The sequence below is a fragment of the Allorhizobium sp. GW101-3B10 genome (assembly GCF_059424725.1).
Genome location: NZ_JBWKZR010000001.1, coordinates 2,573,227 through 2,598,347 on the forward strand (window position 1 = coordinate 2,573,227; position 25,121 = coordinate 2,598,347).

The 25,121-nt window shown below is 65.6% G+C and carries 27 protein-coding genes; 15 read left to right on the forward strand and 12 right to left on the reverse strand.

Annotation, left to right across the window (positions count from 1 at the left end; genetic code table 11):
• Positions 1-86: 86 nt before the first annotated feature.
• From AC07Y0_RS12770 to AC07Y0_RS12805, 8 genes are all read right to left on the reverse strand, one after another.
• Complete coding sequence (locus AC07Y0_RS12770; RefSeq protein ID WP_498675150.1) at positions 87-1,280, reverse strand: IS91 family transposase; 1,194 nt, start codon at positions 1,278-1,280, stop codon at positions 87-89.
• Positions 1,281-1,283: 3 nt separating this feature from the next.
• Positions 1,284-2,192 carry a tyrosine-type recombinase/integrase gene (locus AC07Y0_RS12775; RefSeq protein ID WP_498675149.1) on the reverse strand — a complete coding sequence of 303 codons (909 nt, stop codon included), beginning with the start codon at positions 2,190-2,192 and terminating at the stop codon, positions 1,284-1,286.
• A 196-nt stretch (positions 2,193-2,388) separates the two neighbouring features.
• Positions 2,389-3,207 carry a class I SAM-dependent methyltransferase gene (locus AC07Y0_RS12780; protein WP_498677766.1) on the reverse strand — a complete coding sequence of 273 codons (819 nt, stop codon included), beginning with the start codon at positions 3,205-3,207 and terminating at the stop codon, positions 2,389-2,391.
• A 10-nt stretch (positions 3,208-3,217) separates the two neighbouring features.
• A complete protein-coding gene (locus tag AC07Y0_RS12785) occupies positions 3,218-4,144 on the reverse strand; it encodes a metal-dependent hydrolase (RefSeq protein WP_498677768.1) in 927 nt (308 codons plus the stop codon).
• A gap of 120 nt (positions 4,145-4,264) precedes the next feature.
• Positions 4,265-4,657: an MAPEG family protein gene (locus AC07Y0_RS12790; protein ID WP_498677769.1), complete on the reverse strand. Its 393-nt coding sequence runs from the start codon at positions 4,655-4,657 to the stop codon at positions 4,265-4,267.
• A gap of 24 nt (positions 4,658-4,681) precedes the next feature.
• Entirely contained in the window at positions 4,682-5,458 is a 777-nt protein-coding gene (locus AC07Y0_RS12795) for an ArsR/SmtB family transcription factor (RefSeq protein ID WP_028738348.1), read from the reverse strand.
• Between the two features lie 132 nt (positions 5,459-5,590).
• Entirely contained in the window at positions 5,591-5,911 is a 321-nt protein-coding gene (locus AC07Y0_RS12800; RefSeq protein WP_498677773.1) for a TraR/DksA family transcriptional regulator, read from the reverse strand.
• A 57-nt stretch (positions 5,912-5,968) separates the two neighbouring features.
• The gene (locus tag AC07Y0_RS12805) at positions 5,969-6,379 is read right to left on the reverse strand and encodes a universal stress protein (RefSeq protein WP_498677775.1); all 411 of its coding nucleotides are present in this window, start codon (positions 6,377-6,379) and stop codon (positions 5,969-5,971) included.
• Between the two features lie 226 nt (positions 6,380-6,605).
• Here AC07Y0_RS12805 and AC07Y0_RS12810 point away from each other — a divergent pair, with 226 nt between their 5' ends.
• Positions 6,606-7,571, forward strand: coding sequence for a VOC family protein (locus AC07Y0_RS12810; protein WP_498680233.1), 966 nt, complete (start codon positions 6,606-6,608; stop codon positions 7,569-7,571).
• A 21-nt stretch (positions 7,572-7,592) separates the two neighbouring features.
• On the opposite strand, the gene AC07Y0_RS12815 is transcribed toward AC07Y0_RS12810, so the two are convergent.
• On the reverse strand, positions 7,593-8,444 hold the full coding sequence (locus tag AC07Y0_RS12815) for a LysR family transcriptional regulator (RefSeq protein ID WP_498677777.1): 852 nt from the start codon (positions 8,442-8,444) through the stop codon (positions 7,593-7,595).
• Positions 8,445-8,550: 106 nt separating this feature from the next.
• Here AC07Y0_RS12815 and AC07Y0_RS12820 point away from each other — a divergent pair, with 106 nt between their 5' ends.
• The 4 genes from AC07Y0_RS12820 to AC07Y0_RS12835 all read left to right on the forward strand — a co-directional run bounded on the left by AC07Y0_RS12820 (position 8,551) and on the right by AC07Y0_RS12835 (position 13,031).
• Entirely contained in the window at positions 8,551-9,540 is a 990-nt protein-coding gene (locus tag AC07Y0_RS12820; protein ID WP_498677779.1) for a zinc-dependent alcohol dehydrogenase family protein, read from the forward strand.
• 167 nt (positions 9,541-9,707) lie between these two features.
• Positions 9,708-10,850 carry an AI-2E family transporter gene (locus AC07Y0_RS12825; RefSeq protein ID WP_498677781.1) on the forward strand — a complete coding sequence of 381 codons (1,143 nt, stop codon included), beginning with the start codon at positions 9,708-9,710 and terminating at the stop codon, positions 10,848-10,850.
• Between the two features lie 169 nt (positions 10,851-11,019).
• Positions 11,020-12,306, forward strand: coding sequence for an NAD(P)/FAD-dependent oxidoreductase (locus tag AC07Y0_RS12830; protein WP_498677782.1), 1,287 nt, complete (start codon positions 11,020-11,022; stop codon positions 12,304-12,306).
• A gap of 161 nt (positions 12,307-12,467) precedes the next feature.
• Positions 12,468-13,031, forward strand: coding sequence for a hypothetical protein (locus AC07Y0_RS12835; RefSeq protein ID WP_498677784.1), 564 nt, complete (start codon positions 12,468-12,470; stop codon positions 13,029-13,031).
• 39 nt (positions 13,032-13,070) lie between these two features.
• On the opposite strand, the gene AC07Y0_RS12840 is transcribed toward AC07Y0_RS12835, so the two are convergent.
• The gene (locus tag AC07Y0_RS12840) at positions 13,071-15,011 is read right to left on the reverse strand and encodes a putative bifunctional diguanylate cyclase/phosphodiesterase (protein ID WP_498677787.1); all 1,941 of its coding nucleotides are present in this window, start codon (positions 15,009-15,011) and stop codon (positions 13,071-13,073) included.
• Between the two features lie 183 nt (positions 15,012-15,194).
• Positions 15,195-16,121, reverse strand: coding sequence for a bestrophin family protein (locus tag AC07Y0_RS12845; protein WP_498677790.1), 927 nt, complete (start codon positions 16,119-16,121; stop codon positions 15,195-15,197).
• A gap of 238 nt (positions 16,122-16,359) precedes the next feature.
• Between AC07Y0_RS12845 and AC07Y0_RS12850 the strand changes: the two genes are divergently transcribed.
• The 8 genes from AC07Y0_RS12850 (at position 16,360) to AC07Y0_RS12885 (ending at position 22,927) form a co-directional block, all read left to right on the forward strand.
• Positions 16,360-17,436 (forward strand): ABC transporter substrate-binding protein, encoded by a 1,077-nt coding sequence (locus tag AC07Y0_RS12850; protein ID WP_498680234.1) that lies wholly within the window; start codon positions 16,360-16,362, stop codon positions 17,434-17,436.
• The gene (locus tag AC07Y0_RS12855) at positions 17,436-18,488 is read left to right on the forward strand and encodes a FecCD family ABC transporter permease (RefSeq protein WP_498677791.1); all 1,053 of its coding nucleotides are present in this window, start codon (positions 17,436-17,438) and stop codon (positions 18,486-18,488) included. Before AC07Y0_RS12850 ends, AC07Y0_RS12855 begins: the two co-directional genes overlap by 1 nt.
• Entirely contained in the window at positions 18,485-19,243 is a 759-nt protein-coding gene (locus AC07Y0_RS12860) for an ABC transporter ATP-binding protein (RefSeq protein WP_498677793.1), read from the forward strand. The genes AC07Y0_RS12855 and AC07Y0_RS12860 overlap by 4 nt, the downstream gene beginning before the upstream one ends.
• Positions 19,240-20,550 (forward strand): hypothetical protein, encoded by a 1,311-nt coding sequence (locus tag AC07Y0_RS12865; protein ID WP_498677794.1) that lies wholly within the window; start codon positions 19,240-19,242, stop codon positions 20,548-20,550. Before AC07Y0_RS12860 ends, AC07Y0_RS12865 begins: the two co-directional genes overlap by 4 nt.
• A complete protein-coding gene (locus AC07Y0_RS12870; RefSeq protein ID WP_498677795.1) occupies positions 20,543-21,052 on the forward strand; it encodes a hypothetical protein in 510 nt (169 codons plus the stop codon). The genes AC07Y0_RS12865 and AC07Y0_RS12870 overlap by 8 nt, the downstream gene beginning before the upstream one ends.
• Before the next feature lie 112 nt (positions 21,053-21,164).
• Entirely contained in the window at positions 21,165-21,446 is a 282-nt protein-coding gene (locus AC07Y0_RS12875; protein WP_498680235.1) for a type II toxin-antitoxin system RelB/DinJ family antitoxin, read from the forward strand.
• Positions 21,436-21,771 carry a type II toxin-antitoxin system YafQ family toxin gene (locus tag AC07Y0_RS12880; protein WP_498677797.1) on the forward strand — a complete coding sequence of 112 codons (336 nt, stop codon included), beginning with the start codon at positions 21,436-21,438 and terminating at the stop codon, positions 21,769-21,771. Before AC07Y0_RS12875 ends, AC07Y0_RS12880 begins: the two co-directional genes overlap by 11 nt.
• A gap of 307 nt (positions 21,772-22,078) precedes the next feature.
• Positions 22,079-22,927 (forward strand): metallophosphoesterase, encoded by an 849-nt coding sequence (locus AC07Y0_RS12885; protein WP_498677798.1) that lies wholly within the window; start codon positions 22,079-22,081, stop codon positions 22,925-22,927.
• 89 nt (positions 22,928-23,016) lie between these two features.
• Here AC07Y0_RS12885 and AC07Y0_RS12890 read toward each other — a convergent pair whose 3' ends face one another.
• Positions 23,017-23,721, reverse strand: coding sequence for a helix-turn-helix transcriptional regulator (locus tag AC07Y0_RS12890; RefSeq protein WP_498677800.1), 705 nt, complete (start codon positions 23,719-23,721; stop codon positions 23,017-23,019).
• 128 nt (positions 23,722-23,849) lie between these two features.
• Here AC07Y0_RS12890 and AC07Y0_RS12895 point away from each other — a divergent pair, with 128 nt between their 5' ends.
• Both AC07Y0_RS12895 and AC07Y0_RS12900 read left to right on the forward strand, forming a co-directional pair.
• Positions 23,850-24,485, forward strand: a complete 636-nt coding sequence (locus tag AC07Y0_RS12895; RefSeq protein WP_498677802.1) for a LysE family translocator — start codon at positions 23,850-23,852, stop codon at positions 24,483-24,485.
• Positions 24,486-24,651: 166 nt separating this feature from the next.
• Positions 24,652-25,095: a c-type cytochrome gene (locus AC07Y0_RS12900; RefSeq protein ID WP_498677803.1), complete on the forward strand. Its 444-nt coding sequence runs from the start codon at positions 24,652-24,654 to the stop codon at positions 25,093-25,095.
• Positions 25,096-25,121: the final 26 nt, after the last annotated feature.

Here is a 25,121-nt window from a genome sequence, read left to right on the forward strand (position 1 = left end):
GGCGGCGATAATCACCATGAATGCGCGTGGGTCGGTTGCCGGAGGCGAGGCGCCTGCGGCTGAAGCCTGGACCATGCCATGCCGGGTCATGAAGCTGTCTCCCGGTTCGTCGCCGTCGCATCCGGTGGTCCTCGCGGCTGCCTCCAGCGTTCAAACACCTCGATGACGATCATTCGTCCGCCGCAGCAGAGGCATGGCGGGCGGAAGTCATCCGGTTCGCCTGGTGTGTCGTCATCGGCCGGTACGGCGACGTGCAGCAGTTCGCGAGCGAGCACGAGGCTGGTCTTGCGGGCTGAGCCGGCGAGCAGGCCGTAATGCCGGATACGATGGAAGCCGCGCGGCAAGACATGGAGCAGGAAGCGGCGGATGAACTCATCGACCGCGAGCGTCATGATCTGCTGTCGGTCGCAGACGTCGCGGCGGTAGTCCTTGTAGCGGAAGGTGACGCCAGTCTCGTCGAAGGTGATCAGGCGGCGGTTCGAGATTGCGACCCGGTGGGTGTAGCGGGACAGGTAGGCGAGCACTGCCTCCGGCCCTGCGAACGGCGCTTTGGCATAGACCACCCAGCGTTTCTTTCGGACCGGCGATAGATGCCGCAAGAATGTCTGCCGCTCGGCGAGATGAGCAAGTGCGCCAAAGAAGCAGAGCCGCCCGGCATCGTGCAGAGCGACCAGCCGGGCAAGGAACAGCCGTCGAAACAGTTTGCCGAGTACGCGTACAGGAAGCAGGAAAGCCGGGCGCGATGATATCCATCGGCTACCGTCCGGCGCGATGCCACCGCCAGGCACGATCATGTGCACATGCGGATGGTGCGTCATCGCCGATCCCCAGGTGTGGAGCACGGCGGTGATGCCGATGCGCGCGCCGAGATGCTTGCGATCGGCCGCGATGGTCAGCATCGTCTCCGACGCCGCCTTGAACAGCAGGTCGTAGACGAGCGCTTTGTTCTGGAACGCTATGTCGGCGACCTCGGCCGGCAGCGTGAACACGACGTGGAAGTAGCCGACTGGAAGCAGATCGGCCTCGCGTTCGGCAAGCCATGTCCGTGCCGCCGCGCCCTGGCACTTTGGGCAGTGCCGATTGCGGCAGGAGTTGTAGGCGATCCGCCACTGGCCGCAGTCCTCGCAGGCCTCGACGTGACCGCCCAGCGCTGCAGTGCGGCAGTTCTCAACCGCCGACATCACCTTCAGTTGCTGCAGGCTCAGGTGCCCTGCATGGGCGCGCCGGTACGCCGCCCCGGCAGCACGGAAGATGTCGGCGACCTCGATCGAGGCACGCAAGGCTCAACCGTCGGGGAAGGCCTCTTCCGGCTTGAACAGACCGAGCGTGTCGAGCGGACTCGTAACTGTGCGGACCGTCCTGGTCGCCACCTTTGCGTAGAGGGCGGTGTTGTTGAGTTTTGCGTGTCCGAGAAGGACCTGGATGATCCGAATGTCCGTGCCGTCCTCCAGCAGGTGGGTGGCGAAGCTATGGCGCAACGTATGCGGCCCGACCCGCTTGGCGATGTCGGCGGCCTGGGCCGCCTCAACGACGATGCGATAGAGCTGCCGCGTGCTGATCGGCTTCATTGCGTTTTGGCCGGGGAATAACCAGCCGTCGCGATGCATCACACCCTGCTGCCGCCCCACCTTCCACCACTGGCGCAGCAGGGTGAGCAGGTCCTCCGAAAGCATGGCATTGCGATAGCGCCCGCCCTTGCCACGCTCGACGCGCAGCAGCATCCGCTCGCTGTCGACGTCGGCGACCTTCAGCATCGACACCTCCGCAACACGGAGGCCGGCGCCATAGGCGACCGACAATGCTGCCTGGTGCTTGAGGCAGGTGGTGGCATTGAGCAACCGGGCAACCTCGTCGCGGCTCAGCACCACAGGCAGATTCCGAGGATGCGCCAGCCGGACGAGCCTGCGCGCCAGGTCCGGGCGGTCGAGGGTCTGGGTGAAGAGGAAGCGTAACGCCGACACGATGCTGTTCATCGTCGGAACGGGAACGCCATCGTTCTGCTGCTCGATCTGGAACCGGCGCAGATCGTCGGCGGTCGCCGTGTCTGGTGACCGCCCGAGGAAGGTCGCCAGGCGTCCGATGTCGCGAAGATAGTTGCGCTGCGTTTCGCGTGAGAAACGTCGCATGTTCATGTCGTCGATCAACCGCTGGCGCAGCGGGCTGATGGGTGTGTCGGGTTGGGGGTACTGCATGATCAGGCTCCTTTGTTAAAGAAGCCCGTCATGCTCTGCCCTTGCCGGAAGACGTTCAATCCAGGCGCAATCTCCAGCCAGCGCCCTCTACCTCAGCCGTAGACGCCCTCCCGCGCAGCGGGTTCGTTCCACGGCCTCAAATCAGCACTTCATTCAAGCCGACGCGAACGTCCGCTCCTGGCGCAAGCCGGTCCCCTCACCCCGTCTTCCGATACCGTCTCGCCTGATAGACCACGCTGCCGCCCGTCAGTGCCTTGTAGAGCACCGAGCCCTTGGAGCCGGAGAATTCGGTCATGAAGCGGCGCAGCAGGAAGGCCTTGCCGATGCGGGCCTGCTTGCGGGCTTCGGCCGCGTTCAAGGCGGCGACGACGTTTTCAGAGATGTTGCGCTTGTCGATGAGTTCCAGGCCGGGCGCGCCGAGCTGGTCGTCGAGGGTCGCAAGCTGGCTCTTCGGGCGCATGTCGGCGAAGGTGAAGATGCCGCCGGGTTTCAGCACGCGGGCGACCTCGCGGGCAAAGGCCGGCACGTCGCCGTAGCAGTGCGAGGATTCGATGTTGACGACGATGTCGAAGGAGGCCTCGGGAAAAGGCAGGTTTTCGGCGTCGCCCTGGACGAAGGACAGCGCCGGCGTGTCGGCATTGAGCTTCTGCGCCCGGCGCACGGTTTCCGGCGAATAGTCGAGGCCGGTGACGGCCGCAGGCGCGTAATAGCGGGCGATGTAGCGCGAGCCGCCGCCGCGGCCGGAGCCCACTTCCAGCACGCGGGCGCCCTCGACGGGAAGGCCCTCGACCGCCTGCTGGTAGAGACCGATGAAGGCGCGCTCGGCCTCGTCCTCGGCTTTCAGCGCAAACGGCGCGCCGCTCGGCACGTAGCCGTAGTTCATGAAGCGCCAGTCCTTGTCGCCCCAGAAGCGCGACAGCATGTTGTAGATGCGCCGCCAGACCCATTTCTGGGTGCGCGGAAACTTGCCGAGGGTGGCAACGTCGAGGACGTTGGAAAACAGGCGGCTGCTCATCGGGGCTCTTTCACTCGGCGGCCGGGGCGGCCGTGGGGGCGGATTGGGCGGCCTCCAGCGCCATGAATTCATCATAGAGCCAGGCGCGGCCCTTGCGGATCAGGTCGTGGTCGTCCTTGTTCACCGGGTTGAAGCCCGGCAGGTAATATTTCAGCACCAGCGGCGCGCATTTGCGCCAGTAGCCGGGATTGCCGAACAGCACCCAGACAAGGCGCGCCCAGAAGCGCGGGCCGGTCTTGACGCCGTCGGTCCGGGCAAAGCGCACCAGATTGGCCAGCACGATCTTGAGGAAGGTCCAGGCCACCGCGTTGAAGGCCATGGTGCGCAGCATGTAGCGCTTGAAGGGGGAATATTTCGTCGTCGCCGCGTCGAAGACGTCGAGCGCCACCGCCTTGTGTTCCAGTTCCTCCAGCGCATGCCACATCCACAGGCGGCGATAGGCGGGCGAGGCATCGTCGAGGAATTGCGGATTGCGCAGCGTCACCGACGACAGCGTCGCGGTCAGGTGCTCAATGGCGCAGGTGACGGCGAGGCGGAAGATCGGGATCTTGTCGGAGCGCAGCGTCTTGATCACCGGCGCTTCCATCGCCTCGACGTCATAACCGAGCTTGGCCAGCGCGCGGTTGTAGTCCTCGTGCTCGCGGGTGTGAAAAGCCTCCTGCACCGAATAGCCGTTGATCTCGTCGGCGAGATGCTTGTCCTTGAGCTTCGGCGCGTAATATTTCAGCGAGCGGATGAAGTAGCGCTCGCCTTCCGGCAGGAAGATGGAAAGGCCGTCGATCAGGGCCGTCTTATGGAAATCGCCGCCGAGCCAGTGGCGGGTGGGGTTTTCCAGGATGCCGAATCGGATGTCGCGGGGAATGATGTCCTCATCGTCGGAACCGGGGGCTGCATCCTTCCACCGTGCCGTCTGGCCGGCCGCATCTGCAATCGCCATGTGTCGCACTCCGCCTTCAACCGCCGCAATGCTGCAGCGCGATCCGTAAGGGACGATGTTTATCCAATTCCCCGCGGCGGGGCAATCGGGCGGAACAATAACCCGCCGTCCGAAGGCCCATCAGCGGACCATTAGCAGGACGGCCGCCACCGCGATGACGGCCCAGGTGGCGAGCATGGCCGGAGCCCGCAGCGCATATTGCCGGACCGATCCTTCCGGCGCGGTCATGCCGAGGGGATGGGCGAGACGGGCGGCGACCAGCACGGCCAGCAGGGCCTGAACGGTCGTGCCGCCCACGCCCGCCATTTCGCCAAGGCCGATCAGCAGCAGCGCGAAGGGCACGTATTCGGCGAAGTTGGCGTGGGTGCGGATGCGGCGATTGAGCGCGACGTGACCGCCATCGCCGTGGTGCACCCGCATCTTCGCCCGCCCCATGGAGACCCAGAGCGACAGGGCGACGAAGATCAGGGCGAGGATTGCAGCATACTGCATCGTGTGGACAGGTAGAACCATGCGTCTTGCTCCCTTGGCAAAGGCTCAGCGGCCGGGTGCGGCGATGTAGAAGGGTTCGCCGGTCTCGGCGAGCGTCTTCAGACGCGACAGCGCCTCCGGCCAGCCGCCGCCGACCGCGCGGCTGGTCGCCGTGTCGCCGCCGAAATCGTCGTGGGTGAGGATCAGCTTGCAGGCGCCCTCGCCGACCGGCTCGAGGCTCCAGGTGACGCGCGAGGCCGGATCGACGGCGACATCGGGCGACCACTGCGCACTGAAGGAATGGACGAAACGATGCGGAGGCTCGATCTCCAGCACCTTGCCGACGATCATCGGCGTGTCGCCGACGAAGAAGGTGATCGCCCCGTCCTTTCGCCATTCGGTGCGCGACGTCATGTTGAAATGCTGCCAGAGCGGCGTCTTCTCGTCGTCGGTGAGGATCGCCCAGACCGCGTCGGGCGTGGCGCGGATATAGGTTTCCCAGACATGTTTCGGCGCGGCATTGCTCATCTTATCGTTCCTTCCTTCGGCGACGCTTGCAAGATCGCTCAGCGTGCGGGCGAAGGGGGCGGCAAAGCGCGAGATCCAGCGGTCCGCCACGTCCTGCAGGGGCAGCGGATTGAGATAATGCAGCTTTTCCCGTCCGACCTTGCGGGTCACGATGAGATGGGCGCCTTCCAGCACGCCGAGATGCTTCATCACGCCGAAGCGGGTCACCGGCTGATCGCGCTCAAGCTCGCTCAGCGTCTGGCCGTCGCGTTGCCGCAGACGGTCCAGGATTCCGCGTCGAATGGGATGCGCCAGGGCATCGAAGATGTCGTCCATGAACCGGAGAATAGGTGACTCTTTTGTCACGTGTCAATAGGGTCACCTATTGATGCAGCAAGCCGAAGTCCGAGCAGCAAAAAGCCCCCTCTCCGCATCCGGAAAGGGGGCCAAGACCTGTGTGTCGGGCGGTCAGAGACCGGTGGCGCATTCCTGGCAGAGCGGGGCGTAGGGCACGGCCGCCAGCCGCGCCTCGGAGATCGGCTGGCCGCATTTGGCGCAGGTGCCATAGGTGCCCTTGGTGATGCGGTCGAGGGCCGCGTCGATCGCCTTCAGCTCCTTCTCGCCGACTTCGCCGAGTTCGTCGAGCACCTCGTCGTTCTCCGCCTCGGTCGCCTGCTCTTCGCTGTCTGCGTCGCGGCCGGTGGCGATGTCGGCATTGATCTTGTGCAGACGGGCGAAAAGCTCGCGCTGGCGATCCCTGAGGATCTGCTCGTATTTTTCAGTGTTCATCCGGGGTGTATCCTCGTTGTTTCTTCTGTCTGACCCTGCAGTGTGGTCCACGCCGGCTCAGCGGTCAACGAGAACCGAGCACTTGGCATGGCGCACGACGCGGTCGGCGGTGGCGCCGATCAGGTAATTGCCGAGGTCCGGGATATGCGAGGCGACCAGGATGAGGTCGGCGCCGTGCTCGTTGGCGGCGGCAAGAATCTCGCGGGCCGGTGCGCCGGTACGCAGCTCGACGCGGGCGGCAATCCCGGTCTTTTCCTTCAACTCGACCAGCCTGGCCTTGCCGTCCTTGATGGCGTCCTCGACGGCGTTCACCGGCAGTTCGATGGTGATATAGCCCGGCATGTCCTCGATCACCGTCATCAGGATGATCTCGCCGCCGGCATCGAGCAGCTGGGCGGCCTTGCGCAGGATCTTCTCGCCCTTGTCGAGCGCGCCGCAATCGACCGGAACCACGATTTTCTTGTACATCTTGCTCTCCTTGTGACGCGGTCTCTGCGGACCCGCCTCCCTGATCCATGGCCTCACAATTGATCCTCGGCGAGCGCGCCGCATTGATCAGGATCAATTTTTGCGGCACCGACCGTCAACGATCAGCGAACGATACATCTCCAGGATACGATCTTTCGTGAACGATGCGAACGGCCCATATTCTGGTCTCGAAGACAGAAAACCACAAGGACCGACGATGACCCGGATCAGCCGCCGCACCATGCTCGCGCTCGGCGCCAGCCTCGCTGCCGGCGCGACACCGGCCCGCCCGGCCACAGGAGCCACGATGACGAATTCCAACGGCAAGACAGATACGGCGCAGAGCTTCGCGCTGACCCGGCCGATCCATGTCGGCACCGCCCATCTGGTGGTCTCCGACATCGAACGGGTGCGGCAGTTCTACGAGACCATGCTCGGCCTCAGCGTGATCGAGCAGGGCATGAGCGGTGTGGTGCTGGGGGCCGGCGACCGCCCGCTCCTGACGCTGACGACCCGCGCCGACGTGCGGCCGGCGCCGCGCAATGCCGCCGGCCTGTTCCACACCGCCTTCCTCATGCCCGACCGCACCGAGCTCGGCCACTGGCTGGCCCATGCCGTGGCGCGCGGCGTGCGGCTCGACGGCGCCTCCGACCATCTGGTCTCCGAGGCGATCTACCTGAGCGACCCGGAGGGCAACGGCATCGAGGTCTATCGCGACCGTGCGCCGGAAGAGTGGGATTTCCGCGCCGACGGCACGGTGGAGATGGCGACGCTTGGCCTCGACCTGCAGGGGCTCTACGACAGCGCGCCGAAGACCGCCTGGGGCGGCATGAGCGACAGGGCGGCGATCGGCCACATGCATCTGCAGGTGGGCAACATCCCGGAGGCAGACCGCTTCTACGAAGGCGTGCTCGGCCTCAAGAAGATGGCGACGTATCCGGGCGCCAGCTTCTTCGGCGCCGGCACCTATCACCACCACATCGCCGCCAATATCTGGAACAGCCGCGGCGCCACGGCCCGCGAAGGGGCGATGTCGGGCCTCTCCGACTATTCGCTGACCTTCAACGACCAGACGGCGCTCGACACGGCGCTTGTCACGCTGGAGAGCCTGGAGATCCCGGTCGAGCGCACGGCGGAAGGCCATGCGCTGAAGGACCCCTGGGGGATCGGGCTGACGCTCAGGGCGGCGTAAGGGGCAGACCCCCTCCCGCATTCAGCCCGCAGCGATCAGGTGGTCGATGAGGGCGCGCAGCCTCGGCAGCCGGCGCATGTCGCGGTGGTAGCCGAGCCAGGTGTCGCGGCCGGGCGGGGGCGACGGCAGGGCGACGCGGCGGATGCCGGGCGTGCTGTCGCCGAGCGGCACCGGCAGGACCGCCATGCCGGCCCCGCCGGCGCAGAGTCTTGCCTGCACGTCGCGGCTGTTGCTGCGCAGGGCAACGACGGCATTGGGGAAGGTTTCGCTGAGCCAGGCGACGTCCGGCATGCCGCCGAAGGCCTCGTCCATCGTCACAAGGCTCAGGCCCGCGCCATCGCCGATTGCCGGATCGGAACAATGCGCCGGCACGTAGAGTGCATAGTCGACATGCATGAACTTGCGGGAGACGACGTCCGGCTCGGTGAACGGGCGGATGCGGAAGACGAGATCGGCCTCGCGCCGCGAGAGGTTCAGCAGGCGCGAATCCGTCAGCAGTTCGACCACCACCTTCGGATGCCGCTGCGAGAAGCCGGCCAAGAGCGGCGAAAGGACATGGACCCCGAACCAGTCCGAACTCGAGATCCGGACCAGCCCGTCAAGCTCCTTCGCAGTCCCGGCGAGGCCCCGCTCGACGGCGATCGCCTCCTCCTCCATGCGTTCGGCATGGGAGAGAAGCAGCCGGCCCTCGTCGGTCAGGACGAAACCGTCGGCGGTTCTCTGGAACAGCACCGTGCCGAGCGCGCCTTCCAGCGCCTTCAGCCGCCGGCCCATGGTCGGCTGCGTCAGCCCGAGCCGGCGGGCGCCGGCGCCGAGCGTGCCCTCCCGGGCGATGGCGAGGAAGATACGAAAATCGCTCCATTCCGGCGTCATGGGATCCCCATACAAAACTGCATGAAGATCATGCCATCTCTATGATTTCCATTCAATGTGTTCGGCCGCACTCTTTGCCCATCGCAAATCCAAAGGAGTGATGGCAATGACCCATATGACGGCGCTTGTTCTCGAAACCCATGGCGGCCCCTTCCGCCTGACCGAAGTCGCCCGGCCGGTGGCGGGCCCGGGCCAGGTGCTCGTGCGCATCCGGGCGAGCGGCGTGAACCCGCTCGACACGAAGATCCGCGCCGGCCAGGCGGCGCATGCCCGCCAGCCGCTGCCCACGATCCTCGGCATCGACCTGGCCGGCACGGTGGAGGAGACCGGGCCGGGCGTCACCGGCTTTCGCCGCGGCGAAGAGGTCTATGGCATGACCGGCGGGGTCGGCGGCCACCAGGGATCGCTGGCCCAGTATGCCGCCGTCGACGCCCGGCTTCTGGCCGTGAAGCCCGCAACGCTCAGCCTGCGCGAGGCGGCCGCCCTGCCGCTGATCTTCATCACTGCCTGGGAAGGCCTCGTCGACCGCGTCGGCGTCAAGGCCGGCCAGACGGTACTCGTGCTCGGGGCGGGCGGCGGGGTGGGACACATCGCCGTGCGGATCGCCCGGGCCTTCGGCGCGACCGTCTACGGCGTCGATGCCGCCGGCAAGGCCGACTATCTCAGAAGCCTCGGCGCCGTGCCGATCGACTATGCCTCCCAGGAGGTCGAGGCCTATGTGGCGAAACATACCGGCGGACGGGGTTTCGACGTCGTCTACGACACGGTCGGCGGCGCCTCGCTCGATGCGGCGTTCAGGGCGGTGAAGCGCTTCGGCCATGTGGTCAGCAGCCTCGGCTGGGGTACGCATGCGCTGGCACCGCTGTCCTTCAAGGCGGCGACCTATTCCGGCGTCTTCACGCTCCTGCCGCTGTTGACTGGCGAAGGCCGCGCGCATCACGGCGCGATCCTGCGCGAGGCGACCAGGCTCGCCGAGGCCGGCCAGCTGATTCCGAAGCTCGATCCGAGGATCTTCGACCTGTCGACCGCCGCCGAGGCACACGACCTGATCGAGACCCGCGGCTCGGAAGGTAAGCTGGTGATCGACGTGGATTGAGGACCGCCGGGGATGCCGGCTTCGGCCGCATCCCCGGTCGCCGTGGAGGGCCGCGCGGAGCGGCCGGCCGGGGCACGGCGGGCGCTTCGCAGACCACAGCCCTCCTCCCCGATGGAACACTCCGCCGCGTGCCGCGTTGTGGCGCAGATGTATCGGGGATTTTCGAAATGAACGACAGGGCGCACGGACCGGGAAACGGCCGAGAGGCGATGGAGAACGCCGCCTGGGCCGCCGAGCGCGCGCGCCGCAAGACGCCCCACCGGATCAAGGTGCGCAAGACAGCGCTCGACCTGGTATTGATCTGGGCGGTGATCGGGATCTTCCTCATCCTCGCCGTCGCCGCCGTCTATCTGACGGCCAGCGTGCTGATGCCGATCACGCTCGCCATCGTCGTCGGGCTGATCCTCGGGGTCGCGGCCGACCGGCTGGGCAAGCTCGGGATTCCGCCCATGGCGACCGCCGTGATCCTCACCTCGCTCTTCGCCTTTCTCCTGTTCTTCATCATCAACACGCTGGCGACGCCGCTCGCCGGACTGGCGGCCGAGGCACCGGCGACGCTCGAGCGCGCGATCGAGCGCATGCTGCCCTATCTGGAGCGCTTCGAGTGGCTGAACGTCACCGCCGCGACCTTCCGCTCCGGCCCGCTGACCCCCGAAGCGCTGATCGAGAACATGGGCACCGTGCTTTCGACGCTTGCGACCCGCGTCACGCCGGCGCTGGTGCAGGGCCTGATCTTCTTCGGCGCGCTGGTGTTCTTCCTCGGCAGCCGGCTGGCGCTGCGCCGCGCCCTGATCATCGCCTTCAACGACCGCGCCCGGCGCCTTTCGGCGATCCGCATCCTCAATTCGATCGAACAGGCGCTCGGCTTCTACTTCGCCACAGCAACCCTGCTCTATGCCGCAGCCGGCGTGGTGATGACGGTGATCGCCTGGGCCGGCGGGCTGCCGATGCCGGGGCTCTGGGGCCTGTTCGCTTTTCTCTCGAGCTTCGTGCCCTATCTCGGCATCGCGCTGATGACCCTGGCGCTGGCGGTCTCGGGCCTGCTGACCCATGACGGGCTGCTGGTGGCGCTGGCGCCCGCCCTCGCCTTCTTTACCGTGCACGCGATCATGGAGAACCTGGTGACGCCGGCGGTCATGGGGCGCCGGCTGGAGATCAACCCGTTCATGGTCTTCGTCGCCATTGTTTTCTGGACCTGGATGTGGGGCGCGGTCGGCGCAGTGCTCGCCGTGCCGCTGTCGCTGATCGCCATGACGATTGCCAGCGAGATGCTGCCGCAGAGCCGTATCCAGCCGAAGCTTCCCGGCTAGGCGCGACGCCCCGCCACTCCCCTTTAGAAGCCCGTTTCGAACCCACTGGCCCCACCCCACCGCGGGGCATATTTTTTTCGCCGGAATTGACCAAGATCAAATTACATCTACGAAGCTTCGTATATACTGTTTAATATATATTTTTCTGCAGCAAATGGGAGGTTGCTTCATGGCGCATGTCGTCGTTCTCGGTGCCGGTCTTGGCGGCACCATCATGGCCTACGAATTGAGAGACAATCTGTCGCAAGGCGACCGGATCAGCATCATCAATAAAGGCTCGAAATATTCCTTCGTCCCGTCCAACCCGTGGGTGGCCGTCGGCTGGCGCGACCGCGCCAGCATCGAGGTCGATCTCGAGCCGGCCTGCAAGAAGCGCGACATCGGCCTTTATCCGCAGGGCGCCAAGCGCCTGCATGCCGCCGACAACCGCATCGAGCTCACGGACGGCACGTTCGTCGACTATGACTATCTGGTCATCGCCACCGGCCCGGAGCTCGCCTTCGACGAGATCCCCGGCTTCGGCCCTGAGGCCAATACCCAGTCGGTCTGCCATATCGACCATGCGCTGTCGGCCAAGGGCGCCTTCGACAAGCTGGTCGCCAAGCCGGGTCCGGTGGTGATCGGCGCGGTGCAGGGCGCGTCGTGCTACGGCCCGGCCTATGAATTCGCCTTCATCCTGGAAAAGGCGCTGCGCGACGCCAAGGTGCGCGACAAGGTGCCGATGACCTTCGTCACCTCCGAACCCTATATCGGCCATCTCGGCCTCGACGGGGTCGGCGACACCAAGGGCCTCTTGGAAAGCGCGATGCGCTCCAAGCACATCAAGTGGATCTGCAATTCCAAGGTCCAGAAATTCGAGGCCGACAAGGTGACGGTCGAGGAGGTCAACGAGGACGGCTCGACCAAGACCATCCACGAGGTTGCATCCACCTATACGATGATGCTGCCGGCGTTTCGCGGGGTCGAGGCGGTGCGCGACATCGAGGGGCTGACCAATCCGCGCGGCTTCATCCTGGTCGACCGGCACCAGCAGAACGGCAAGTATCCGAACGTGTTCGCCGTCGGCGTCTGCGTGGCGATCGCACCCACCGGCAAGACGCCGGTTCCCGTCGGCGTGCCGAAGACCGGCTTCATGATCGAGAGCATGGTGACGGCGACCGCCAAGAACATCGCCAAGCTGGTGCGCGGCGAAAAGCCGAATGCCGAGGGCACCTGGAACGCGGTGTGCCTCGCCGATTTCGGCGACGGGGGCATCGCCTTCGTGGCCCAGCCGCAGATCCCGCCGCGCAACGTCAACTGGTCGTCGCAGGGCAAGTGGGTGCATGCCGCCAAGATCGGCTTCGAGAAATACTTCCTGCACAAGATCAAGAGCGGCATGGCTGAACCCTTCTACGAGAAGCTGGCGCTGCAGGTGCTCGGCATCGACAAGCTGAAGGCCGTCAAGTTCGACGACTGACCGGCCCGAAAGACATCCGGCGCGCCGCCTCGGTGCGCCGGCCGTCGCCTGCCCGGCGCGAGACAAAGCCGCAACCCTGCGGTGTACGCTCGCCCGGACCATTGCCATGGCGCGATCAGGACCCTAGGCTGACTGCAGGCCTTGCAGCAACGGAGTGTCTCGTGCGGTTTCCCCTGTTCCTCTCCGCGATCGCCTTGCTGTTCTCCGGTTCGGGCACAGCGGTGGAGGCCTGCATCGTTTCCGTTCCGCTGCATATCGAGGACGTGCGTCATGCCGACGTCGTGGTCGTCGGGAGGATTACGGACTACCGCCTCGTGCTCGATCCCGTGGTCCGTGCGCGCCGCAAGGCTGATATCGCCCGGGACCCGGAATTCTGGAAGAGGTCCGGGGATCAAACGCGCTTCCTCTCCGACTATGCCCGCTTCCGGATCGAGGTCGAGGAAGTGCTGTACGGCGAGGCGCCGGATACGCTTGTCGCGACCTGGGACAATTCCACCTTCGCAGAGCCCGACAGCCTGGCGCCTGGCCCCTATGTCATCGCTCTCAGAAACCCGCAGTCGGGTACGCCTCCGCTGCGCGGCCCATCCGCCGTGGTCGGTCCGGCGCCTGAACCCGGCACATTGACCTTGCTGCAGGCACCCTGCGCAAGACCCTTCCTGTTCGAGGCGGGCAGTGAAAAGGCCCGCTTGCTTCGCGACGAAGTGAAGCGGCGTCGCCGGCCATAGCCGGCATCGGCAACGGTTTGGCGCGCGCCCGGCTCCTGCTCAGCCGGTGGCCGACAGGGCAGTCTGGTCATGCTGGGCCGCGGCGTGGGCGGCGGCGGCCGCGGCATTCACCGGCCGACCGTAGAGATAGCCCTGGACGAAGCGGACCCCGGCCTGCCGGACCAGGCGCATCTCCTCCTCCGTCTCCACCCCCTCGGCCAGGCATTCCAGCCCGAGATTGGCGCAGAGTTCGGCAATGGCGAGCAGGATGCCGAAGCCCGACGCGCTGTCGTCCGCCAATTGCGTGACGAAGCAGCGGTCGGCCTTGATCCGGTGCAGCGGGAAGCGGTGGATGTAGGCAAAGCTCGAATAGCCGGAGCCGAAGTCGTCGAGCGCGATGCGGCAGCCCATGTCCGCCAGCGCCACCAGCGATTCGCGTGCGCATTCGAAGTCGCTCATCACCATGGTTTCGGTGATCTCGAAAGTCAGGCGTTCGGGAGAGATGCCGCTTTCGCGCACGATGCGCGTGACATTGGCGATCGAGCGGGGCGAGACGAGATCGACCGGCGAGAGATTGAACGAGAGCGAGATGTCGGACGGCCACGTGACCGCGGCGGCGAGCGCCTTCTGCAGGAGGATGCCGGTGACGCGCTCGATCATGCCGGTGCGCTCGGCGGCGGCGATGAACAGGCCCGGATTGACCGTGCCGAGCGCCGGGCTGGCCCAGCGGGCCAGCGCTTCGAAGCCGGAGGTGCGCTGCGCGAGGATGTCGAACTGCGGCTGGAAATCGAGGTAGAGTTCCTTCACCAGGTCGGCATTGCGCAGCGTCTGCTCGATCAGGCCGTAATCGGTCATCTCGGCCTCGTGGCGATCGGTGAAGATCACCACGTCGCCCCGGGTCGCGCGCTTGGCGCAATAAAGGGCGTGGTCGGCCCGCTCATAGATCTCGCGCGCCGTGGTGCCGTTCGAAGGAAAATGGGCAAAGCCGATCGATCCGGAAATGGCGATCGAAATGCCGGAAATGGTGAAGGGCCGGCGCAGCGCCTCGCAGAGGGCGGCGCCGAGATGGGTCAAGCTGTCGTGCGAAAGCGGCCGATCGATGCCCAGCGCGAACTCGTCGCCGCCGAGGCGCGCGACAAGATAGGCGGGCGGACAGGTGTTGCGAATGCGGGCGGCCACCTCGACCAGCAGGTCGTCGCCAACCGCGTGGCCGTAGAGATCGTTGACGGGCTTGAAGCCGTCGAGGTCGATGATGCCGACGTAAACGCTCGCGCCCGGCGCCGCTATCATCTGTTCCAGATTGGCGAAGTAGCTGCGGCGGTTGGGCAGGCCGCTCAGGGCGTCGAAATCGGCCTGCCGTTCGGCGCGTTCCCGCAGTTGCTCCGCGAGCAGGCGCGAACGCACCGCCTTCAGGATCGCGCCGCGCATCAGTATGGCCAGGCCGACCGCGCTGAAGGCCCCGGCGATGCTGACGAAGGAATAGTAGAAGAAGGTCTCGCGGCCCAGCGCATAGGCGAGCGCCAACATCGTGGCCAGGGTGATCGCACTCACCCCCGCGACCACGCGGATGCTGATCCCGACCGTGGAGGCCAGCATCATCAACAGCAGGAAATAGAGCAGGTTCGCCGGGTGGAAATCGACGTAGAGCACGGCGCAGGTGTTCAGGTAGATCAGCATCAGCACGACCGCGCCGATCAGTTCCAGCCGAAAGAAACTCACATCCTTGAGCCGCAGCGACTTGCGGAAGAAAAAGGCGACCGCCGCCGTCGATGCCGACAGGGAAAACAGCAGGGCGCCGTCCGCAGGGGCGCGAAGCACGACATGCGCAACGCTGATGAACAGATAGAAGATGAAGACCGGGACGAGGAAGCCGCGGATGATCGGCGCGAAGGTGCGCGCGGTCGCGTCGCGGATCGCCTCCGGCGCAAGCTCGACGGTGTCGGCGTCCGATGCGAAGATCGCTGCTACTGCCTGGCGGCCGTGATGAGGCACGAGGGTCATGGGCGTTCCACAGGGTGACGGACAATCGAAAGCACCGTGTCCTGAACCAGCCCTCATGCCACGCGGGATCGCAACCGGATCCATTCAGACCCCGCCAGATGTAGCAGTGATGCGTTTAGCAATCATAAACGCATCAGGAAAACCTGTATTAACGCTTTCAAACGAATGGCGCCCGGCGCGGCGTCACATCAGGATGTAGTCCCTGGCTTCCGGCAGCGGCGGCAGGTCGCGCTCGCCGAGCGCCTCGCGCATGTTGATCTCGATGGTCTCGGCGAGCGCCCCGATCGGCAGGTCGTTGGGCAGGTCGCCGAAGGGCTCCTCCAGTTCGTTGCCGAGCGCATCCAAGCCGAAGAAGGTGTAGGCGACGAGCGCGGTGGCGAACGGAGTGAGCCAGCCCAGCATGTCGGCAAAGCCGAAGGGCAGAAGGAAGCAGAAGATATAGGCCGTGCGATGCAGCAGCAGCGTATAGCCGAAGGGTACGGGGGTCAGCCGGATGCGTTCGCAGGCTGACAGCACGCCCGACATCTGCCCGATGGTGGCATCCAGCAGGCTAAACTCGATGTCGCTGAGGCGACCGCGGCCCTTCAGTCCGGCGAGCAGCGCCCCCATTTCGCGCAGGACGAAATCCGGCCGGTTGCGGCTTTCGATGAATGCCTCGTGCCGGTCCGGCGCGAGCCGGGCGAGGATGCGGGCCTGGTCGCCGCCCGAGCGCAGGTGCATGAGCAGCGCATAGGCATAGGCGATCGTCAGCTCGACCAGCCGGCGGCGCGGCGCCGGCTCGTCCGTATCTCCCCTGCCCTCGAGGATCATCGACTGGCGCGCCAGGCAGCGCGAGGCGACGATCAGCAGGCCCCAATCCTTGCGCGCCTCCCACCAGCGGTCGTAACAGGCATTGTTGCGGAAGCCGAGGAAGATCGACAGCGCGATGCCGACCAGCGCCAGCGGCGCGCTGTTGAAGCCGGGCACCAGCACCGGCCAGAAATTGTGCCCCCACACGACGAAGGCCGACAGGATCAGCACGAACAGCACCTGCGGGAAGATCATCGGCAGGACGGATCCGCGCAGGATGAAGAACAGGACGAGAAGGCTCGGGCGGTCGCGGACGATCATGGCGGAAGACCTGTTGCGAAAAGTCAATTTGTGAGAGCGCCTTCATAGGCGATTTTTCCGCCCCGTCCATCGTCAAACGACAGAAGCCCGGACCGGGCGGGCCGAAAGGCCGTGACGCCGATACCCACAAATTCACAGGGCTCTTCATCCCGGCTGTATCTTGACAACAATGCTCATGTTTGCGATCTGAGCGCATCGAATTAGGACATTTTTACTCCACTTTGCGAAAGGCCCGATGATGCTTCATCGTCTTCCCCTCAGCCTGGCAGCCGTTCTCGGCCTTGCCGGCGCAGCACTCGCCGATCCGATCACCCTCACCGACCAGGCCGGCCGCACCGTCACGCTGCCGAAGGCGGCCGAGCGCATCGCCTCGATCCCGATCCCGATGGCCTCGACCATCATCGCCATGGACGGTGGCACCGGCAAGCTGGTCGGCATGAACCCGACCGCCAAGTCGGCGATCGTCGAAGGGGTGCTCGGCAAGATCTTCCCGGAAGCCAAGGACATTCCCTCCGACGTCACCGCGCCGAACTTCATCCCGAATGTCGAGGAACTGGCGGCGACCAATCCGGAACTGGTGATCCAGTGGGCCGATTATGGCGCCGATCTCGTCGACCCGATCAGCAATGCCGGGCTCAACGTCGCGCTCATTTCCTACGGCACGGAAGAGAAGACCCGCTATTACCACGAGATGGTCGCAACCGCGATGGGCAAGCCGGAACGGGCCGCGGCGATCAACGGCTGGCGCGACACGGTCGCCAAGGAGATGGCGGAGAAGGCCAAGGCCATTGCGGCCGACAAGCGCCCGAAGGTGCTCTATCTCGGCCGCGCCATGGAGAACCTGACCGCCTCGGGCAACAAGGGCAACTACAATGCCTGGTACATCGAACTGGTCGGCGGGGTGAATGCCTCGGCCTCCGTCGAGGGCAACGGCACGACGATCAGCCCCGAGCAGATCGCCGAATGGAACCCGGACGTCATCCTGCTGAACAGCTTCGAAGCCAAGCTCGGCATCGACCGGATCTACAATGATCCGATCCTGTCGCTGACCAAGGCCGCGCAGGACAGACGAGTCTACAAGATGCCGCTCGGCGGCTATCGCTGGGACCCGCCGAGCCAGGAAAGTCCGCTGACCTGGATGTGGCTCGCCAATCTGCTGCATCCGGACGTCTTCGCCTATGACCTGCGGGCCGAGATGAAGAAGGCCTACAAGGCGCTCTACAATTACGACCTCGGCGAAGACGACATCGACGGCATCCTGTGGACGCAGATGCAGGGCGACGCCACGAACTACGCCCAGTTCAAGGCCAAGTGATGAGCGCGGTGGTGGCGGAGCCGGTTCGGCGCGACGTCTCGGTGATGCGGATCGGCGTGTTCGGCGCCCTCCTCATCGCGCTGGTGGCCGCCATGCTGTTTGCCATCGGCGCCGGCCGCTATTCCGTCAGCGTGCCGCGCATCATCGACATCCTGATGGCCGGGGCGATGAACCCCGGCCTCGCGCCGGCGCAGATGGACGAGCGCATCGTGCTTCTGGTGCGCCTGCCGCGCGTGCTGCTCGCCGCGCTTTCAGGCGCAGCACTCGCCGTCGGCGGGGCGGCCCTTCAGGGCGTGTTCCGCAATCCGCTGGTCTCGCCGCAGGTGCTCGGCATCAGTCAGGGCGCGGCCTTCGGGGGCGCGATGGCGCTGCTGTTCGGCTATTCCGGCGTGGTGCTTCTGGGGCTCGCCTTCGTCTTCGGCCTGTCGGCGCTGATCCTCGTCGGCGCGCTTGCCCGCATCAACGGCCGCACGGAAGTCATCACCGTCATCCTGTCGGGCATGGTGATCGGCGCGCTGTTCGGGGCGCTGGTGTCGATCATCCAGTTCATCGCCGATCCGAACACCTCGCTGCCGGCCATCGTCTACTGGCTGATGGGCTCGTTTGCCACCGCCACCTGGGCCAGGCTCTGGCTTGCCGTTCCGGGCATGGCGATCGGCCTCGTCATCGTCTTTGCCCTGCGCTACCGGCTGAACCTTCTGGCGCTCGAAGACAGCGAGGCGCGGTCGCTGGGCGTCAATCCCGACCGCGAACGCTGGTACGTCTTCATCGCCATTTCGCTGATGACCGGAACCTCGGTCGCGGTCGCCGGCATCGTCGGCTGGATCGGGCTTGTCGTGCCGCATGCCGCGCGCATTCTCGTCGGCGAGGACCACCGCGCGCTGATCCCCGCCTCGGCGATCATTGGCGCCGCCTATCTCACCTTCATCGACACGCTGGCGCGCACGCTGACGGCGGCCGAAATCCCGCTCGGCGTGCTGACCGCGCTGATCGGCGCGCCGGTCTTTGCCGTGCTCTTGCGCAAGCATTTCAAGGAGGCGAACCGCCCATGATCGGCCTCGACAGGGCATCCGTCGCCTTCGGATCCCGCACGCTGTTCAAGGATATCAGCTTTTCCGTGCCGGTCGGCCGCTCCATGGCGATCCTCGGCCCGAACGGCCGCGGCAAGACCACGCTGTTGCGGGCGCTCCTCGGCTTCCAGCCGCTCGCTTCGGGCACGCGGCACGCGCCGAAGGTCGCCGGCTATGTGCCGCAGCACGGCGCCTCGCAGGCCAAGCTCTCCGGCCTCGATGTCGTCGTCATGGGGCGCGCGGTGCGGCTCGGCCTGTTCGGCCAGCCGTCGGCCGCCGACCGCGAGGCGGCCGAAGCAGCCCTCGTGCAGGTCGGCGCCTGCGGGCTCGCCAACCTCCGCTACGACCGCATGTCGGGCGGCCAGCGGCAGATGGTGCTGATCGCCCGGGCGCTCGCCACCGGATCGCCGGTGCTGGTGTTCGACGAGCCGACCTCGGCGCTCGACCTCGGCAACCAGGCGAAAACGTTGGAACTGCTGGATACGCTGAGGCTTCGCCGTGACTTCGCCATCATCTTCACCACCCACGACCCCAACCACGCGCTGGCGGCCGCCGACGACGTGCTGCTGATGATGCCGGGCGGCCGCGAGATCCATGGCCCGGTCTCGCAGATGATCGAGCCCGACAGCCTCTCCGAACTCTACGGCGTGCCGATGCGCTGGGTCGAGGTCAAGGGACCCACGGGTGGCACGCGCCGGGCGATCCTGCCCGCTTTTTCCGGAACAGAGGCGGCATGAGCACGATCTATGTGAAATCCGCCTATGGCAAAGCTTCGCCGGGCATCGTCGAGGCCGCCGCGCGCGGCGAGGCCGTGATGGTCAAGCAGTGCGACCTCACGGCGGAGATCCTGGGCGCGCATGGCGGCCTGATCACCGGCCAGCAGCTCGACCAGGACGCCATGCTCGCGCTCAAGCCGGCACTCGAAGCCTTTCTCGACCGCGGCGGGCGCTGGTTCTTCAACGGCCACATGGTACGGCCGCTGATCGACGGCATGGGGCAGTACCGGCCGATCGCCGAGCCGAAGCGCCCGGACTTCGACCTGTCCGCGGTCAATCCACACCCGATCTACGACGGCATCGATCTCAACAAGCTGGAGACCAACAAGGGTGTCGCCGGCTTTTACGGCCGCGGCTGCAACCCGCTGCCCGAGGGTGCCGTCGCCGTCAACGGTCTCGGCGCTGCCAGGGTCCCGGTCGACTGGGTCTGGGCGCGGCCTAAGGGCGGGCGGATCTTTTCTCATTCCGGCAACGATCTCGCCGGCATGGGGCTGGAATGGGGGCTGGCGCCGGAGCTTTCCGCCCGCATCCTCGCCTGGGCTAATGGCGCGCTGTGCTTCGACCCCTGGCCGGCAAGCCAGGCCAAGCCGGCGGAGGTTCTGCCCCTTTCGCAGCCAGAGACCTATGGCGGCCATCGCACCTCGACCCGCTCCGGCCGCCGCATCGTCGCCCCCTCGTCGGGCACCTATTACCATATCCGCAGCCTCGAAGGCCCGCGCTATACGCAGGCGTTCGACGTGATCTGCAGACCGGAACAGTTGGGCCAGGTGCTGCGCCCGGACGACATTCTCTGGGTGCCGTGCCGCACGCCGGCGCGGCGCATGATCGCGCAGAAGGACGTCGTCGCCCGCCATCTCGACGCCGGCGGCACCGTCGTCGCGCTCGGCGAGAGCCGGTCGGACCTCTGGCTGCCGGCTGTGGACTTCACCGAGACGGAGACGAACTGGTGGTGGTGGCTCGATCCGTCGGCCGATCTCGGCGTCAGGGTCGCGGAAGCGGCGGCAAAGCATCCGTTGATGCAGGGCATCGGCGACAGAGAGGTCACCTGGCACCTGCACGGCTGGTTCGTGCCGCCGGATGGCGCCACCGTTCTCGCCCGCGATGGCGAAGGCCGGCCGATCCTCTACGAGGACAGGGTCTCGACGCCGGGCACCATGATCCTCTCCTCGCTCGATCCGATGTTCCATCACGGCTCGCATTTCATGCCGGCGACGACGCGCTTCCTCGACCGATTCGTTCCCAATCTGAAGGCCTATGCCCATGTCTAACGAGATCACCGTCCTCGACAACGGACACCCCATCAGCTTCACCTTCGACAGCATCAACGCCTATCACGGCGGCGGTTTCCCCGGCGGCGTCGCGCATGGGCTCAAAGCCATGCAGGCGGCCTTTCCGCTGCTGTCGGATACGCCGCTGGAGCGGCGCGAGGTGACCATCCTCACCGCCTTTTCCGGCCCCGGCGGCCGCGATGCGCTGGAAATGGTCACCCGCGCGCTGACCGAGGGGCGGCTTGTCGTCGACAAGTCGATCGGCGGCACGCACGTGATCAACGATCCGCCGGGCCCTTACGTCTTCCGCTTCAGCTATCGCGGCAGGACGGTCGAGGCGGTGATCAAGCCGGGCCATGTGCGCGAGGAATTCGTCATGCTCGGCGCCAAGGCCGACAAGACGCCTGAGGAAATCGCCCGCCACGAGGAGCTGAAGGCCGAAATGGCCAACCGCCTGCTGCCGCTCGCGGGTGGCGAAGTCTATGCGGTTAGGGTGATCTGACGAGAATTGCTCCGCGGCCCGCTCGCGGCGGAGAAGCCCTTCGCTCCGGGACTGCCTTGAAATTGATGCCCAATTGAGCTACATCTTTCTCAAGAAAAGAAGGATGTCCATAATGGCAGCAAATGCTTATGTCCGGGCACGGATTGATGCCGCATTGAAGGATGATGCGACCGAAGTGCTCGACAGCCTCGGGCTGACTGTCTCCGATGTGATGCGCATGATGCTGACGAGGATCGCCCGCGAAAAGGCTCTCCCGATTGAACTGACCCGACCGAATGCGGAGACTGTCGCCGCGATCGAGGAAGCGCGCGCCATCAAAGCCGCGCGCCGGAATCGTTTCGGCACCGCCGAAGAACTGATCGGTTCAATCGAGGCTGGAAACCGTGCGTCCTAAGCAAGGCAAAAGCAAGCCGGCTTCATCGAAGCGGGCTTCGCTTCCTCGCTGCTCGGACCACACGAAGCAATTCGTCAGAGACTGGAAAAGTCTTAACGATTCCGGGCGCTACGACATGGTCAAATTGAAGGAGGTCATGGGCCTTCTGGTTGCGAACGACGCACCCCTGCCAGCGGAATGGAAAGACCACGCGCTGACCGGGGAGTGGGCAGATCACCATAAGTGTCACATTGGCGGCGATTTCCTCTTGATCTACACGCTCGACGAAAAACAGAATCTTGTCGTCTTCACGCGAGCCGGCACGCATTCAGAGCTTTTCCGATAGGACCTGACACGGAGCGCGTATAAATCCAGCCCGGTTGCGTCAGGGCTGCAAGAGCAGCACCCGATCCCTTATTGTGTGCCGACGCTCGGCGCGTCATGGATCCTCGGGTCAAGCCCGAGGATGACGGAGCCAGATGATCCGAGCGCGCCGCCCTTCCCCCTCATCTGCGAAATCTGAGGTTTAGCCTGCGGCTAAGCCCTCGATTTCGCTTCTTCTCCCACCAAGGGAGAAGAGCGTTCCATCCGCTGTCACACGACTGTCACGGCCAGCACCTATGTCCGGCCATCCCTTTCACGACGTGTCGACAATGCCCTCCCAGCAGTCCTCCCCCCTTCTCCGCTTCGGCCTGATCGCCGATCCGCAATATGCGCCGATCGCGCCGAACACGCGGCTCGACCGCCACTATGGGCAAAGCCTCGGCAAGCTCGAGGCGGCGATCGCGCGGTTCAATGGCGAGGATCTCGATTTCGTCGTGACGCTCGGCGACGTGATCGACCGGGACTGGGAGAATTTCGACCGCGTGCTGGCGCTCTACGAGACGCTGCGCCATCCGCATCATTTCCTGCCCGGCAATCACGATTTTGCCGTCGCCGCCGACCGGCTGGCGGACGTGCACGCCCGGCTCGGCATGCCGGCGCCCTACCATGACTTTGCCGTCAACGGGGTCAGGCTGATCATCACCGATGGCAACGAGGTCTCGCTGTTTGCCCCGCCGCTCGACGATCCACGCCGGGTCGAGGCGGCCGAGCGGCTGACCTTGCTCACCGCAACAGGTGCGGCCAATGCGCAGGCTTGGAACGCCGGCATGAGTGCTACGCAGGTCGGGTGGCTGGGCGAACGGCTGAACCTCGCAGAAGAAGCCGGCGAGCGAGCGATCGTGTTCGGGCACTATCCGCTCTATCCGGAAAGCGACCACAATCTGTGGGGCGCGGAAGAGGTTTCGGCGCTGATCGCCGACTCGCCCGCCGCCATCGGCTATTTCTGCGGCCATAACCATGCCGGCAATTACGGCCGGCTGAACGGCACGCACTTCGTCAACATCAAGGGCATGGTCGACACCGCCGAGGAGAACGCCTTCGCCATGGTCGCGGTCCATGCTGACCGCATGGAGATCACCGGCTTCGGCCGCGAGGAGAGCCGGGTTCTCGCCCTCTAGGACGCGCGATCCCGGCGCGCTCAGCACGCCCGACCGCGCGACATCACAACGATCCCGTGTTTGCGCACCGACCACTGCAGGCACCATGCTTATTGGGCGGGCGCGGCGACGGTGCTGCCCGTCCAGCCGGCGGTCCAGAGTTCGCGCAAGGCATTGCCTTCGCCCAGGAAGAAATCCTCGAGCGGCTGGCAGTCCTCGACCCGGTCGGCGCGGAAGTTGCGGATCGCCTTACGCAGCTCGCACCAGGCGACGATGACGGCGGTAGCCGAATAATAGACCAGCGCCAGCGGCCGCACCGTGCGCTCCGTCGCATTGGCCAGTTCATCGCGATAGTCGATCAGCAGCTTGCGCTCGTCGCGGATGGCGGCGCGCACCATGGCGAGATCAACCCCTTCCGGCGCCGGCGCGACCGAGCCCCAGGCCTGCAGCGCATTGCCTTGCAGCACCTGGCGCAGCGGCTCCGGCACGGCCGCGGCGATCTTGGCATTGACCCGCCGGGCCGCCTGTTTCAGCCCGGTATCGGCGGTGCGCTCCAGAAGTGCCAGACCGAGCACGATCGCCTCGGTCTCCTCCACCGAAAACATCAGCGGCGGCAGGTCGAAGCCGGGCCGCAGGATGTAGCCCAGCCCGCGCTCGCCCTCGATCGGCACGCGCATGGCCTGGAGGGCCGCGATGTCGCGATAGATCGAGCGCGGCGTCACCTCAAGCTGCTCGGCGATCTCGGCAGCGGTAACGACGCGGCGCGACAGCCGGAGGATCTGGATGATCTCGAAGAGCCGCGACGCCTTGCGCATATTTGCCTCCCGCCGGAAACGCTACTGACACAAGCATGTCAGTTGGCCTTGCTTAAGGAAAGATCATACCGGCTGATTTTCCGCGAGAAAATGCGCCACCACCTTTCACGACGACGAAGGATACTGACATGAGCTATGCCGACAATCTCTGGCTTTTCGTGGTGCTGATCGCCGGCATCATCATCGTTCCCGGCATGGACATGCTCTATGTCCTGGTGAGCTCGCTTTCGGGCGGACGGCGCGCCGGGCTGGTCGCCACCTCCGGCATGATGACGGGCGGCGTGGTGCACACGCTCTACGGCACGCTCGGCACCGGGCTTTTGCTGGCGCTTGCGCCAAAACTCTTCACCCCGATCCTGATCGCCGGCGCGCTCTACATGATCTGGATCGGCTGGACGCTGGTCAGAAGCGCGATCACCGTCGATACGGTCGAGCGGATGGACAAGGGCGCGCTGTGGCAGACCTTCCGCCGCGCCGTCGCCACCTGCCTGTTGAACCCCAAGGCCTATCTGTTCGTCATTGCCGTCTATCCGCAGTTCCTGAAGCCCGTTTACGGGCCGATCTGGCTGCAGGGGCTGGTTCTGGGATTGATGACCATCGTCACGCAGGCGCTCGTCTATGGCGGCGTGGCGCTCGCCGCCGACCGGGCGCGGGCGACGCTCACCGGCAATCCGACGGCGACGATCTGGGTCGGACGGGCGGCGGGCGGGCTCCTGATCGCCGCAGCCGCGCTCACGCTGTGGCACGGGCTGGCCAAAGCCTGAACCCGACAAACCCGGCAATTCGTGATGTTTATCAAATAATTGGACGAAGGCCGCAACTTCACCTGAATGTGACTTCATTCCTGTCGCACAATTTTGCAAACATCCTCGGGCGCATTCTTGCCATCCAACCGCCGGTCCGCCCGGCACGCCATAATGGAGATACCCGATGAAGCTCAAACTTGTCCTGGCTGCCGCCATCGTCACCGGACTGGGCCTGACCGCCGCGATCGCCGCCGACGAGCCGCAGGTCGTGCGCCAGGAGATGATGAAGAAGGTCGGCGGCGCGATGGGCGCCATCGGCGCGATCGTCAAGGGCGAAAAGCCCTTCGACGCGGAGGTCGTCAAGGCTTCGCTCACCACCATGGCCGAAGCCGGCAAGGACTTCCCCAACCATTTCCCGGCCGGCTCGGAAGTCGGCATGGACTCCGAAGCGAGCCCGAAGATCTGGGAAAACATGGATGACTTCAAGGCCAAGGCCGCGGAACTGACCAAGGTGGCCGAAGCCCAGCTCGCCGCCATGCCGACCGACGAGGCCAGCACCGGCGCCGTGATGAAGGCCGTCGGCGCGGCCTGCTCGAGCTGTCACGAGACCTACCGCCTGAAGAAGTAAGACCGACGGGACGATCCACCGGCGCC